Below are 14,701 nucleotides of genomic sequence, written 5' to 3' on the forward strand. Positions count from 1 at the left end.
GGTGCTTAAAATTGATATCTAATACCTAATGCAATATCAAAGTTTGTATCGTCATTGAAATCCCCAAAACTAATTTCAGGTCTAAAATCTAAGGATATTAAAAGTGGTATATCAAAATCATATTCAATACCAACGTCCCCAGCAATAAAGAAAAAAGTTTCGCTATCGTTAATTGGTGCATCAAAATCATAAGATCCTACGCCACCACCAGCACCTGCATACCAGTTAAAACCGCCGTCTATGTTCCATACCCATTGGTAAATTCCTGCGAGTTTAAAACCGTCAAAGTCATCACCAGTTCTCCAGCCCAAGTCTAGTTCTAATCGATTATTATCACCCAATGCACGTTGATAAGAAATTTCAGCACCAAGACCATCACTATCGCCAAGACGTAATCCAATGGCGTTGTCAGAAATGCTTTGCGCGTTTGTAAATAATAGGCACCCAATTATTGCAAATGCCGAGAAAACAAATTTTTTCATAATGTATCGTTTTTTAATGATTTCCTTTTATTCTTCAAAAATAACGCCAAAAATCAATTTATATTTGTAAATATTGATAGTTTTATAAACTAAATTAAGTATAATTAAGTTAATGACTCAAGCTTTAAGCTTCTTAAAATCTAATTTTCAGGGAGATATCTATTATGACGATTTGATGCGGAAAATTTATGCTACTGATGCTTCAGTATATAAAATCCTTCCAATTGCTGTTGCAGTTCCAAAAACTATAGCAGATATAAAGAAATTAATAATTTTCGCGAATAACTATAATACATCTTTAATACCCAGAACAGCAGGTACATCATTGGCTGGTCAATGTGTTGGAAATGGTATCGTCGTTGATGTTTCAAAACATTTTAATGGAATAGTTAATCTAAATTCTGAAGACAAAACAATCACTGTTCAACCAGGTGTTGTAAGAGATGAGTTAAATAATTATTTAAAGCCTTTCGGATTGTTTTTTGGACCAAACACATCTACATCTAATCGTTGCATGATTGGTGGTATGGTTGGTAATAATTCTTCTGGTACAACTTCAATTCAATATGGTGTAACTAGAGATAAAGTTTTAAGTCTAAAAACTATCTTAAGCGATGGAAGTGAAGTCGAATTTAAACCTATTTCAAAAGAAGAATTTCATGGTAAATTGAATCTTGATAACCTTGAAGGGAAGATATATAATGCAATTTACACTCAATTAAAAAACAAGGATATTCAGCGACAAATCGGTGAAAACTACCCCAAACCTCAAATTCATCGCCGCAATACAGGTTATGCTATTGACGAGTTAATTAAAAATGAAGTTTTTAATGATAGCAATGAAACCTTCAATATGTGTAAATTACTATCAGGGAGTGAAGGAACATTGGCTTTTACTACAGAGGTTACATTACAATTAGATAATTTACCACCAAATAAAAATGCAATTGTTGCATTCCATTATATAAGTATAGAAAATTGTATGAAATCTGTAGAACATGTAATGAAGCATAACCTGCATACATGTGAAATGATGGATGATACCATTTTAAATCTTACAAAACATAACAAGACTCAGCAAAGCAATAGACGATTTATTGAAGGTGATCCAGTTGCAATTTTAATGTGTGAGCTTAAGTCAAATACGGAGGAAGATCTCAATACCAAAATAATGTCTCTTATTGAAACTACCGAGAGACTTAATTTAAGTTATGCTTCACCTATTTTAAGAGGAAAAGACATAGAAAAAGCAATGGAACTTCGCAAAGCAGGCTTAGGTCTTTTGGGCAACATGATAGGTGATAAAAAAGCCGTTGCATGTATAGAAGATACCGCAGTAGCTTTAGAAGATTTAGATAATTTTATTTCCGAATTTACAAGTTTAATGAAGTCTTATGACCAAGATGCTGTCTATTATGCTCATGCCGGTGCTGGTGAAATTCATTTACGACCAATATTGAATTTAAAGAAAAAAGAAGATGTACAATTATTTCGAAAAATAACTACAGATGTTGCACATTTGGTTAAGGCATATAATGGTTCAATGTCTGGCGAACATGGCGATGGTATTGTCAGAGCAGAATTTATTCCGTTGATGATTGGCTATGAGAATTTTCAAATTTTAAAACAAATTAAATCTGCTTTTGACCCAAATAACATCTTCAATCCAGGAAAGATTGTTGATGCACTGCCAATGGATAAAAACCTTAGGTATGAAGTTGACAGAATAGAGCCAGAAGTAACAACAGTTTTAGATTTTTCAGCATCTCAAGGCATTCTTCGTGAAGCTGAAAAATGTAATGGGTCCGGTGATTGTCGTAAACTTCCTGAGTTTGGCGGAACTATGTGCCCAAGTTACAGAGCCACTCGAAATGAAAAAGACACTACTAGAGCAAGAGCAAATGCTCTACGCGATTTTTTAACAACTTCAGATAAAGCAAATAAATTTAACCATAAAGAATTAAAAGAAGTTTTTGATTTATGCTTAAGTTGTAAAGCGTGTTCTAGTGAATGTCCAAGTAGTGTTGATGTTGCCAATCTTAAAGCGGAATTTCAATATCAGTATCAAAGTGCAAATGGCTATAAATTCAAGGATAAGTTTTTTGCGAAATCTACGCGATATAATAAGATAGCTTCAAGAGTCCCAAGATTTTATAATTTTTTATTCCAAAATAAATTTACTTCACAATTAATAAAAAAGGTTATAGGCATACATACTAGAAGAAGTCTTCCTAAAATAACAGAAGCTTTTAGTTCAATTCATGCAGTGAATCTTTGGATTGATAGTTCATTACCATTTAAAAACCAAGAAAAGATAATTTATCTATTTGTAGATGAGTTTACTAATTATTTAGAATCGAACATTGCTGAAGACGCAAAATTACTTCTAGAGTGTTTAGGCTATAATGTCATTGCCTATTCTAAGTTCGAAAGCGGCCGCTCATTTTTGTCAAAAGGTTTTTTAAAAGAAGCCAAAGATTTAGCGAATAAAAATGTATCAATTTTTAGAGATTTGATAACAAAAGACACTCCTTTAATTGGCATTGAGCCTTCAGCAATATTAACCTTTAGAGATGAATATATTAAACTTGCTGATGATAAAGCATCAGCAAAATTAATAGCAAAAAATACATTTTTGATTGAAGAATTTATTCAACAAGAAATTGAGTTGGGGAATATTACTTCTGAACAATTCACTAAAGAATCGAAAACCATTAAGTTTCATGGGCATTGCCATCAAAAGGCTTTGACTAATCAGAAGTCTAGTTTTGATATTCTGAATTTACCTGAAAATTATAAGGTAACCATAATTCCGAGTGGATGCTGTGGTATGGCTGGTAGTTTTGGTTACGAAAAAGACAAATATGAAGTTAGCATGCAAATAGGTGAACAAACACTTTTTCCAGCTGTCCGTAAAGCATCGACAGAAACTATTATTTCTGCAAATGGAACAAGTTGTCGTCATCAAATAAAAGATGGTACAGGAGTAGTTTCAAAGCATCCAATAACAATACTTAAAGAAGCTTTAGTTTACTAATTCTATAAATTATGGCTGCTCAACAATAGTAATTGCAGCAATTAAATCTTTTGTGTTCATATCCTTTAATTCTTCATCAGGAATAAAAGGAATCAACTTGTTATTTGTGTAATTATATAATTTCCAGCGTTTTAACCGGTATTCTAATGCCGTGAAATTTTCAACCCAATCACCAGAATTTAAATAAGTAGTTGAACCTTTTGAATTAGACTTTACTTTAATTGTTGGTTGGTGAATATGACCACATATAACATAATCATAGCCATTCTCTATTGCCAAATCAGACGCAGTTTTTTCAAAATCACCAATATATTTTACTGCACTTTTTACATTATTTTTTATTTTCTGTGAAAATGAATAGCGTTCTTTACCGCGTTTTTGTAAATACCAATTAATCCAACGGTTTAAAACAATGAGCATATCATAGCCCCAACCGCCAAGTTTGGCAATCCATTTTGCTTTTTGGATTGAAACATCAAAAACATCACCATGAAAAATCCATGCTTTTTTTCCATCTAGTTCAAGTAACAATTTGTTAACAATAGTGATGTTTCCAATTTCTGTATCCGTAAACTTACGAAGCATTTCGTCATGATTGCCTGTTACATAACTGACTTTTGTACCATTAGCTGAAAAGTTCATAATTTTCTTTATCACTTTTAAATGCGCCTTTGGAAAGTACCTTTTTTTAAACTGCCATATATCAATAATATCGCCATTAAGAACAAGGTGTTTCGGTTCAATGCTATTTAAATAGTTTAATAATTTTTTAGCATTGCAGCCATAAGTGCCAAGATGCACATCAGAGATAACAACAATATCTAGCTTTCGTTTCAAGTTCAAACCACTACATTTAACAGTGCAAATAACTTGTACTTATATGACTTAATAGTTAATAGACAATTAACTGTTATTAAGGGAATTGTTATTAAAGTGTTATGTAAATCAAACGCTAAAGCTTCTATAAAATATAAAATGTGCTTTTGTTTCTGTGAGATTACAATTACATTAGCATAAAATAAATATTGATGGCAGGAAATTCCTTTGGAAAGTTATTTAAACTTACCACTTTTGGTGAGTCTCATGGCCTAGCAATTGGCGGCATCATTGATGGTTGTCCTGCAGGAATAAAATTAGATTTTGAAGCTATTCAAAATGAAATGGATCGTCGTAAACCTGGGCAATCAAAAATCGTTACACAACGCAAAGAACCAGATACTGTAGAATTTTATTCAGGTATTTTTGAAGGACAAACGACAGGAACTCCAATTGGCTTTGTAATTAAGAACACTAATCAAAAATCAAAAGACTATTCGCATATAAAAGATGTGTATCGCCCTAGCCATGCAGATTACACCTATGATAAAAAATATGGTGTACGCGATTATCGTGGTGGTGGACGCAGCTCAGCTCGCGAAACGGCATGTAGAGTGGTAGCTGGTGCTATTGCAAAGCAGTTTTTATCTCAAATAACTATTAATGCATTTACATCATCGGTTGGGGATATATTTATCGATAAGCCTTATCAAGATTTAGACTTTAACAAGATTGAATCTAATATTATTCGTTGCCCTGATGAAACTTCAGCAGAAAAGATGATAGCTAAAGTTCAGGAAATAAAGAAGCAAGGTGATACCATTGGAGGTACAATTACCTGTGTGATTCAGAATGTACCAGCTGGTTTGGGAGAACCAGTTTTTGATAAGTTGCATGCAGAGCTAGGTAAGGCTATGTTATCTATAAATGCGGTTAAAGGTTTTGAATACGGTAGTGGTTTTTGCGGGGCTAAAATGCAAGGTAGTGAGCATAACGATAAGTTTAATGAAGACGGAAGTACTCAAACCAACTTATCTGGTGGCGTACAAGGTGGTATTAGTAACGGAATGGATGTTTATTTTCGAGTTGCATTCAAACCTGTTGCAACAACATTACAAAAACAAGAAACTATAAATAGCAAAGGCGAAACAGTCGAAATGCAAGGTAAAGGCCGTCATGACCCATGTGTAGTTCCTAGAGCTGTACCTATTGTTGAAGCTATGGCTGCATTAGTTTTGGCTGATTATATATTGTTAGACAGAATTAGTAGGGTATAAGTATTCTACAATAAAATCTGACATTCATGTCTTGAAGCGCTATTTAGCTTAATATGAAACATTTAGTTCTTAAGAGAAAAAAGCTATGGAAACTATTGCTATATGTAGGCATTATACCCCTGTTGGTTTTAAGTGTAGTGTTTGTGTACATCTACGCAAGACAAGATGTTATCCTTCAAAATCAAATATCTAAATTAAATACTGAACATGCGGCGCTTATAAAGGTTGGGGAAAGCCGTATATCGCTATTTAAGAATTTCCCTTATGTTTCTATTAAAGTTAATGATTTAGAGATTTATGAAACAAAGGCAATTGATGCACCAGTTATTACACGTTTAGACAATATCTATATTGGTTTTAATCTATGGGATATACTAAACAAAAAATATGATGTAAAATCGATTTTGTTGGAAGACGGTTTTTTCAATTTTGTTCTACATAAAGACGGCTCAAATAACATAGAAAATGCTTTAAGAACAGGTTCAGAAATTTCAAAAAGTGAGTCTACTGCTGATATCCATCTCGAAAAAATTAAAATTCGAAATTTAGATGTACATAAATTGGATGAGTCTAATAATCTAGATATTGAAACTCTTATTTATTGGGGAAATGGTGGATTTAAAACAAAGAATGATAAAATAGAAGCTCACGTAGATTCAGAGTTTGAACTTAATATAATAAAGGATTCTGACACGACTTACATAAAGCATAAGCATTTCGAGTTTGATACAGATTTAAGTTTTAATCAAACCTCAGGGATGCTAAGTTTACAACCTACCACAGTAGTTATGGAGCATGCGGATTTTGAGTTAGAAGGCACATTAGATACTAAAAATGATATGGATTTAGACCTTTCTATTAAAGGAAAGAAGTCAAATTTTGATATGTTAATAGCGTTTGCACCTCATGAACTTATTCCAGTACTAGAAACTTATAATAACGCAGGCAATATTTACTTTAATAGTGTTGTAAAAGGTCCTTTATCTAATAATCAAATGCCTTTTATAGATGCAAATTTCGGAACAGACAAAGCGTATTTAGAGAATACTCAGAAAAAGCGGCGAATTAGTGATTTAGGATTTAAAGGACATTTTACCAATGGGAAAGGTCGTGACTTAAAAAGCATGGAGTTTTCATTAACTAATATGAATGCCAAGCTTGAAAGAGGAAACTTCACAGGGAATTTAATAGTAAAGAATTTTGAACATCCGGACATTGATGCGCAACTCGATGTTGATTTTAATATAAACTTTGTTGCTGAGTTTTTTAACATTCAAAGTATTAAAAACACTTCTGGTAATATATCGTTAAAGATGAATTTCCACGATATTATAGACTTTAATCAACCAGAGCTCGCACTAAACAACTTAAATCAAGCCTATTTTAGTGAATTAAAAATTAAAGACTTAAGCATAGTGTCAGATGATTTTCCTGTACCACTTGAGCAATTAAACACCCATGTAATTATAAATGGCAAAGATGCTCTAATAGAAAACTTTGATATGCTTCTAGGTAAATCAGATGTGTCGATTAAAGGGTCTCTTTCTAATTTCCCCTCAGTTATTCATCATACCTCTGATTCTATTAATGCGCATTTAGATATTACCTCGAATTTGATTGATATAGCAGAGTTGACCAAATATTCTAAAGCTGATACTACAGGCATGAATGAGCAACTAAAAAATCTCAAAGCAGGATTGTCCTTTAAAGCTTTAGCAAAAGACTTTACAGAATTTAACTATTTGCCAAAAGGTGAATTCTTTATTGATAGCCTTTATGCAGAATTAGAGCATTATCCACATAACTTTCATGATTTTCATGCCGATGTCCTAATTGATGAAAATGACATGAAAATTGTAGATTTTACAGGATATATTGATGACTCAGATTTTCATCTTAATGGTCTGGTACATAATTATGGGTTTTGGTTTAAGGAGACTTTAGATGGCGATGTCAATCTAGACTTATCATTGACTTCAGACGTCTTAAGACTTGAAGATATATTCACGTATAAAGGTGAGAATTATGTGCCTGAAGAGTATCGACATGAAATGTTTAAAAATCTTGATTTGCATCTCAATTCTTCTATGCATTATAAAGCATCTCGTTTACAATCCATAGATTTAGATATCGACAAGATTAACACCAAAATGCTGTTACATCCTAATACATTTGAAGATTTTAGTGGTCATTTTCATTATGAGAACGACCAACTTGTTGTTAATGATTTTAATGGTAAAATTGGTAGTACCAATTTTGACATGGATTTAGACTTTCATCTAGGAAAAGATGCTGAAAAAAATAAAAGCAATTCACTTAAGCTAAAATCTAACTATATTGATTTTGATGCGCTTTTTAAATTTAACCCTGAGCCACCAAACAAAGTAGCATTAGAAAATGAATTTGAAGATGTAAAATCTCATGCTGAAGCATTCAATATATATGAGTTGCCATTTACGGATATAGTATTAGACGTCGATATTAAACGTTTGAAGTATCATAGAATTGATTTAAAAAATATTGATGGTAAATTACGTATGACCCAAAATCATTTTATCTATATAGATACATTAAATGTTGATTCTGCAGGTGGTAATTTTAAGCTTTCTGGTTATTTCAATGGTAGTGACCCAAAGCATATTTATTTTAAACCTAACCTAAGTATGCAAAATGTGGATATTGATAGGCTTGCTTATAAGTTTGAAAACTTTGGGCAAGACCATGTATTATCTGAGAATCTACACGGCAAATTAACATCAAAAATTACAGGTAATGTAAGATTATATCCGGATATGGTGCCGGATCTTGATCAATCTGAAATACATATGAATGTTAAGGTCCTAGAGGGAAGACTCGAGAATTATGAACCAATGTCCATGCTTTCTGATTATATAGGAGATAAAAACCTTAAAAAGATAAGATTTGATACACTTCAAAATAAAATTGACATCGATAATGGTAAGGTTGTTATTCCGAGTATGACTATTGAATCTACCATAGGACATATAGAGTTTTCTGGTACTCACGATAGTAATCATAATATTGAATACTATTTAAGAATACCTTGGAAGACAGTAAAAAAAGCGTCTCTGTACAAAATCTTCGGAAACAAGAAAAAAGCAGATTCTATTTATGGCGAAGAGGATATCGTAAAAGTAGATAAAACCAAAAGAACACGTTATTTAAACTTAAAAATTATAGGCACAATGGATGACTATAATATATCTTTGGGAAAGAAAAAGAATAAAAAATAAAGATTTACTATAAATTAGCATATGAAAAAACTTGCACTACACTGGAAGATTATTATTGGAATGGCTCTAGGAATAGCCTTCGGACTTGCTTTCACGACTTTTGAATCAGGTCCAGGAATTATTGCAGATTGGATTAAACCGTTTGGAACAATTTTTATTAATTCATTAAAATTAATTGCTATCCCATTAATTCTTGCGGCATTGATAAAAGGCATTTCTGATTTAAGAGATATATCTAGCTTATCTAAAATGGGTTTAAGGACAATTGTTACCTATGTAATAACTACAATAATTGCAGTTTCAATTGGATTGTTAGTGGTGAGTACTATTCAACCAGGTAATTCTATAGAAGAAGATACTAGAAATGAGCTTATTGAAGCTTATGGAGGTGATGCAGAGGCAAAACGTGTAGCTGCACAAAATCAAAAAGAAGCAGGCCCATTACAAGCTTTAATTGACTTGGTACCAAGTAATATCGTCAACGCGGCTTCAAGTAATAGAAATATGCTACAAGTTATTTTCTTCGCTGTATTCTTTGGTATTGCATTGATTCTAATTCCTGAAGAAAAATCAAAAACAGTAAAGAAGTTTTTTGATGGACTTAATGAAGTTATATTAAAGATGGTGGACTTAATAATGCTAGCAGCACCTTATGGTGTTTTTGCATTAATGGCAGCATTGGTAGTTGAGGCACCAAGTACAGACTTATTTGCGGCTTTGGGGATGTATGCATTATCCGTAGTAATTGGATTAGCATTAATGGTTGTTTTCTATATCACAATGGTTAAACTATTTACAAAAAAATCTCCAAGTTTCTTTTTAAATGGTATAGCACCAGCTCAATTATTAGCTTTTTCTACGAGTAGCAGTGCTGCTACATTACCTGTAACCATGGAACGAGTTACCGAGCATCTTGGAGTAGAGGAAGAAGTATCTAGTTTTGTACTACCAATCGGAGCAACAATTAACATGGATGGTACGAGTTTGTATCAAGCCGTAGCTGCAGTCTTTATTGCGCAAGCATTTGGAATGGATCTTTCTTTTGGAACCCAATTAGGAATCATTGCTACTGCGACTTTAGCGTCTATTGGTTCGGCAGCAGTACCAGGAGCAGGGATGGTTATGTTGGTAGGTGTGTTGGGTTATGCAGGAATACCAGAAGCAGGACTAGCATTGATATTTGCTGTTGATAGGCCGTTAGATATGTGTAGAACAGTTATCAATGTAACAGGAGATGCAACAGTATCTATGCTTGTGGCTAATTCTCAAGATAAACTTCATGATCCAAAACCTAAAGAATGGGATGACCATTATGAAGCTGTAAAATAATTTGAGAAAACACTTAAAGTTGCTATCTTAACTTTTCATAAAAACCAACTTATAGAATTATGAATGTTTGTTTTATTATGTATCCATGGGAAAATATTGACCCAGAGAATGATACAAGTTTAGCTTTAATAAAAGAATGTGTTAAACGAGGGCATGGTGTGGCCATGTGTACGCCTGCAAATTTAACAATACGGGATAGTGTTACTAATGCCTTTTGTAATGTGATTAGCCGTATGGACAAAGTGCCATCTACCCTTAAAGCGTTTTATAAAAAGACGACATTACGAGAAGAAATGTTACCATTAGCTGGTTTTGATGCTATTTTCTTTAGAGCAAACCCACCATTAGATCCATTAATGCTAAACTTTTTGGATTCTGTAAAAGATGATGTTTTTATTGTGAATTCGCTCCAAGGTATGCGAGAGGCTAACAATAAACTTTACACTGCGGCATTCGGTGATGCGCATAGCAATATTATTCCAAACACTCATGTTTCTAAAAACAAGAATTATTTGATTCAGCAAATTAAAGAGTCTAAGTCCGATAAGATGATACTCAAGCCTTTAAATGGTTTTGGTGGTTCTGGTGTTATTCTTATCGAGAAATCAGCCATGAGCAATATTAACTCATTACTCGATTTTTATATCAGCGCGGGTGATGGCGAATCTAATTATGTTATTCTTCAAGATTATATAGAAGGTGCAGATAAAGGCGATGTTAGGATTTTGATGCTCAATGGCGAAGCAGTTGGGGCTATGAAACGTGTTCCAGGTGATGATGATCATCGCTCTAACGTTTCTGCCGGAGGTTCTGTGCAAAAACATACCTTAACCAAAGAAGAAAAGGCATTATGCAAACAAATTGGGCCAAAGCTTGTAAAAGACGGCTTGTATTTTGTAGGTATAGATGTTATAGGCGGAAAACTTGTTGAAGTAAATGTGATGTCGCCTGGAGGAATAACTTATATCAACAAAGTATATAAAAATAAGCGTAAGGTTGAAGAAAAAGTTATTGACTTTTTAGAGAGTAAAGTGCTTGATAATCTCGAAGCATTTAATAGAAGAACACGTCTTCGAAAGACAGTTGAAGACGCATAAATATTGGCTTAATGCTTCAAATTGAATCGCCATTAGTTTCTGTAAATTGGCTTCATAAACATATTGAGGCTGAAAACTTAGTTCTCTTAGACGCTACTATACCTAAAGTAGCTGGTAATGAATTTGAATACGGTTCTGGTTACATTCCAAGATCACAGTTTTTTGATATCAAAAAGAAATTTAGCGATGTTTCTGGTCGATTCCCAAATACTTTACCAAGTGCTGAACAGTTTCAAATTGAAGCTCAAAAACTTGGTATTAATAGGAGCAGTGCTATAGTAGTTTATGATTTACATGGTATCTATTCGAGCTCAAGGGCTTGGTGGCTATTCAAATACTTTGGTCATGATAATATAGCAGTTTTAGATGGTGGTTTACCAGAGTGGAAGAAAACCAATTATAAAACAGTTAGTGCTTATGAGGTTCCAAATTCACAAGGAAATTTTATAGCAATACCTAACGAATCATTAATTACAAACTTTAAAGGTGCAAAGTCATTTTCAAACTCTGGAGAAGCATTAATTTTTGATGCACGTTCACAAAAACGATTTTCTGGAGAAATACCAGAACCAAGAAAAGGATTGCACAGTGGAACTATTCCAAATTCAGTAAATTTGCCATATACAGAGTTACTTTATATGGGCAAATTAAAATCTCAAGAGCAATTAAAACAGCTTTTTGAGGATTTGATTGACACACAAAAAAACCTTATTTTTAGTTGCGGTACAGGAATTACAGCGTGTAATTTAGCACTCGGCGCAACAATAGCAGGATATGAAGACTTAGTGGTTTATGATGGCTCATGGACAGAATACGGAACATTAACACATAATACTATGGAAGCGCCAAATTGGACAAGAAATGAGTTTATGGCATATGTATTATTATATGCTGCGCATTCAGATTTTAAAGAAGATAATCATGAACGTAATATTATCATCTCAAAAGTAGACATGCAAACTTTTCAGAAAATCCATTATGAATTCTCAAGCGATAACGATTATCAAAGCATTCAGAAAATATTGGCCTCTGTCGAAAAACACAAGTATTCCTCAGAAAATATAGACCAAATATTAGCCGATATTAAAGGATTATTTTTCGCAGATGGCGACTATGATATTAAAGAACATTCCATGCTTTTATTTTTAAAGCGTATTTTAAAATAGAATTACATGCTTAGACTTCCTGTTTCAAAAATTATAGAAAATATTAATTCAGAAACCTGTTTTCATGCTGTATCAAATGATTACTCGTTTACCATAAAAATTGATGAATATGTCCCATATGCTTGTGGTGCAGTACATGATGGGCATCAATTCAGAAAAGAACTTTGGGATAATTGTTTACATACAGAATACGATCGCTGGTATGAAGAAGATCCAGAAACTAAGAATATGATTGTATCTCATCCAATTGTTATTGCGGGCTGTGATTCACGTTTTGAATACGATTTAAATAGAGCGCCAAACGAAGCAGTTTTTGAGACTGCTTGGGGAAAACAACTATGGAAAACGCCATTGCCAAAAGCGCAAAAAGAGAAGAGTCAAGAAAAACATGCGAGCTTTTATAAAGTAGTAGAAGCTCTAATATCTAAATTAGAAGACAAATTTGGTGTATGTGTTGTTTATGATATGCATAGCTATAATTGGCAACGTTGGGACCGAGAAGTGCCAACTTGGAATTTAGGAACTTCGAATGTTGATAATGAACGATTTGGAGATTCTATTGAATCATGGCGCACTATTTTAGAATCTATTGATTTGCCAAACGGTATTATACAAACTGCAAAGATTAATGATACGTTTCAGGGCAATGGGTATTTCTTAAAATTTATTACCAATAACTTTAAAAATACATTAGTTTTGGCTACGGAAATTGCCAAAGTGTATTGCGATGAGTACAATCAGGTTATTTACCCTGAAGTAGTTGCAGCGGTAGAAAATCAACTTAGAGATTTATTACCAAAACACGCAGCAGATTTTTACAAAACATTTTCTAATTAATGCCAAGTATAAAGACGACACAAGAGTTTCATGAAGTTTTTGACATCGATTCTAATCTTAATAGATTAGTAAAAAACATTGAACTTCTTAATTATATAAATCCATTAAACATCTCTGCAGAAAAAAAGAAATTCTTCTCTGCTAAGTATAATTACGAACCAGAGTTTAAATATCCAAAGATTAAATTTAATGGTTATAAACTCCATCGTCTATTTTTCTCACAACGCTTAGAGCGCATCGAAGATGAAGATATTCGCCAATTGTATGAAGACATTATTTATGAATATTCAGGACTTATAGAGTGCATAGAGACAATAGGAAAAGGTAAAAAATTCTACTATAATAGCTTAAAAAGCTTTGGAACTCCTACAGAACGTGATATTGAAAACGCAAAATTTATTTTACGTTTTGATGATGTTGATGAAGCAGATTTAGAGCCAATACATGATGTGTTATATGCTAGGGATTATTTTGAAAACTATTCCAAACGCTATGATTTTAGGTATAATCTAAAGATTAGTAATAATATTTCTGCAGCTGCTATGGTACTTAATAATACGCAGACCTTAGTATTGCGAAAAAATCATAAATACAGCAATAATCAATTAAAAGTGCTTGCAAATCATGAAATAGGTGTGCACTTGGTAACAACTTTTAATGGCTTGTCGCAACCACTTAAAGTGTTTTCTAACGGTTTTCCTAACAATGTAGAGACGCAAGAAGGTTTGGCTGTTTATTCAGAATATATGAGTGGTTCTTTAACCATGTATCGATTGCGAGAATTAGCATTTAGAGTTATAGCTGTTGATAGTTTGAGCAAAGGTTATGGTTTTTCAGATACTTTTAATTTATTAAATGGGCAATATAAACTTGAGCGCCATAAGGCTTTTAGTATCACACAGCGTGTGCATCGAGGAGGAGGATTTACAAAAGATTTTTTGTATTTAACTGGTTTAAGAAATGTCTACCAGTATGCGAAACAGAATAAGGATTTAGGGAAGCTTATAATGGGTAAAGTCTGTATGTCATATTTGCCAACTATTGATAAACTTATCGATTTAGGATTAGCAATACCTCCTAAGTATTACACAGATGCCTATGAGACTAATAGTAATACCAATTCTAAATTGGATTTTATTTTAGATGGTTTGAAGTAAAAACCTCAAAGCTAGATTTTTCGGTCTATCATCTTCATAATGAAACTTAAATAGGGTAGACTTGCCATATTTTAAGAACTTGATTCGTTCCTAACTAACAGAAGCTAGGCTCAAGCTAACATAATCTTGCCTTGAGGTTTAGAGTAAATTAACCAACCATCAACTTTAAACTCATTATTAAAAGTAGCTATTATACTACATATCTAAAAACGACTATGAGTAAACAGGCCTTTTTTTAAAGTGAAATAG

Annotated in this window: 10 protein-coding genes; 8 read left to right on the plus strand and 2 right to left on the minus strand. The window is 32.9% G+C overall.

Annotated features, from left to right (window positions below; all coding sequences use genetic code 11):
* Positions 1-5 precede the first annotated feature (5 nt).
* Positions 6-482 carry a hypothetical protein gene (locus IEV10_RS08815; protein WP_188374349.1) on the minus strand — a complete coding sequence of 159 codons (477 nt, stop codon included), beginning with the start codon at positions 480-482 and terminating at the stop codon, positions 6-8.
* Between the two features lie 112 nt (positions 483-594).
* Between IEV10_RS08815 and IEV10_RS08820 the strand changes: the two genes are divergently transcribed.
* The gene (locus IEV10_RS08820) at positions 595-3,519 is read left to right on the plus strand and encodes an FAD-binding and (Fe-S)-binding domain-containing protein (protein ID WP_188374350.1); all 2,925 of its coding nucleotides are present in this window, start codon (positions 595-597) and stop codon (positions 3,517-3,519) included.
* A gap of 9 nt (positions 3,520-3,528) precedes the next feature.
* Here the strand turns inward: IEV10_RS08820 and IEV10_RS08825 are convergent, their stop codons facing one another.
* Positions 3,529-4,362, minus strand: a complete 834-nt coding sequence (locus IEV10_RS08825) for a UDP-2,3-diacylglucosamine diphosphatase (RefSeq protein WP_188374351.1) — start codon at positions 4,360-4,362, stop codon at positions 3,529-3,531.
* A 185-nt stretch (positions 4,363-4,547) separates the two neighbouring features.
* Here IEV10_RS08825 and aroC point away from each other — a divergent pair, with 185 nt between their 5' ends.
* The 7 genes from aroC to IEV10_RS08860 are packed head-to-tail and all read left to right on the plus strand — an operon-like array spanning position 4,548 to position 14,452.
* On the plus strand, positions 4,548-5,612 hold the full coding sequence (aroC, locus tag IEV10_RS08830; RefSeq protein ID WP_188374352.1) for a chorismate synthase: 1,065 nt from the start codon (positions 4,548-4,550) through the stop codon (positions 5,610-5,612).
* 53 nt (positions 5,613-5,665) lie between these two features.
* Positions 5,666-8,866 (plus strand): AsmA family protein, encoded by a 3,201-nt coding sequence (locus tag IEV10_RS08835; protein WP_188374353.1) that lies wholly within the window; start codon positions 5,666-5,668, stop codon positions 8,864-8,866.
* A gap of 21 nt (positions 8,867-8,887) precedes the next feature.
* Positions 8,888-10,195 carry a dicarboxylate/amino acid:cation symporter gene (locus IEV10_RS08840; protein WP_188374354.1) on the plus strand — a complete coding sequence of 436 codons (1,308 nt, stop codon included), beginning with the start codon at positions 8,888-8,890 and terminating at the stop codon, positions 10,193-10,195.
* A gap of 59 nt (positions 10,196-10,254) precedes the next feature.
* Complete coding sequence (gshB, locus tag IEV10_RS08845; protein ID WP_188374355.1) at positions 10,255-11,292, plus strand: glutathione synthase; 1,038 nt, start codon at positions 10,255-10,257, stop codon at positions 11,290-11,292.
* Between the two features lie 11 nt (positions 11,293-11,303).
* Entirely contained in the window at positions 11,304-12,458 is a 1,155-nt protein-coding gene (locus IEV10_RS08850) for a sulfurtransferase (protein WP_229719669.1), read from the plus strand.
* A 6-nt stretch (positions 12,459-12,464) separates the two neighbouring features.
* Positions 12,465-13,295, plus strand: a complete 831-nt coding sequence (locus IEV10_RS08855; protein WP_188374356.1) for an N-formylglutamate amidohydrolase — start codon at positions 12,465-12,467, stop codon at positions 13,293-13,295.
* Positions 13,295-14,452, plus strand: coding sequence for a peptidase MATCAP family protein (locus IEV10_RS08860; RefSeq protein ID WP_188374357.1), 1,158 nt, complete (start codon positions 13,295-13,297; stop codon positions 14,450-14,452). Before IEV10_RS08855 ends, IEV10_RS08860 begins: the two co-directional genes overlap by 1 nt.
* Positions 14,453-14,701: the final 249 nt, after the last annotated feature.

It is taken from the genome of Winogradskyella haliclonae, from assembly GCF_014635865.1.
Lineage (GTDB): Bacteria > Bacteroidota > Bacteroidia > Flavobacteriales > Flavobacteriaceae > Winogradskyella > Winogradskyella haliclonae.

Coding starts and splice junctions, on each gene's coding strand:
- IEV10_RS08840 (WP_188374354.1), top strand. CDS start 8,888: ATGAAAAAACTTGCACTACACTGGAAGATTATTATTGGAATGGCTCTA.
- IEV10_RS08860 (WP_188374357.1), top strand. CDS start 13,295: ATGCCAAGTATAAAGACGACACAAGAGTTTCATGAAGTTTTTGACATC.
- IEV10_RS08850 (WP_229719669.1), top strand. CDS start 11,304: ATGCTTCAAATTGAATCGCCATTAGTTTCTGTAAATTGGCTTCATAAA.
- aroC (WP_188374352.1), top strand. CDS start 4,548: ATGGCAGGAAATTCCTTTGGAAAGTTATTTAAACTTACCACTTTTGGT.
- IEV10_RS08855 (WP_188374356.1), top strand. CDS start 12,465: ATGCTTAGACTTCCTGTTTCAAAAATTATAGAAAATATTAATTCAGAA.
- IEV10_RS08815 (WP_188374349.1), bottom strand. CDS start 482: ATGAAAAAATTTGTTTTCTCGGCATTTGCAATAATTGGGTGCCTATTA.
- IEV10_RS08820 (WP_188374350.1), top strand. CDS start 595: ATGACTCAAGCTTTAAGCTTCTTAAAATCTAATTTTCAGGGAGATATC.
- IEV10_RS08835 (WP_188374353.1), top strand. CDS start 5,666: ATGAAACATTTAGTTCTTAAGAGAAAAAAGCTATGGAAACTATTGCTA.
- gshB (WP_188374355.1), top strand. CDS start 10,255: ATGAATGTTTGTTTTATTATGTATCCATGGGAAAATATTGACCCAGAG.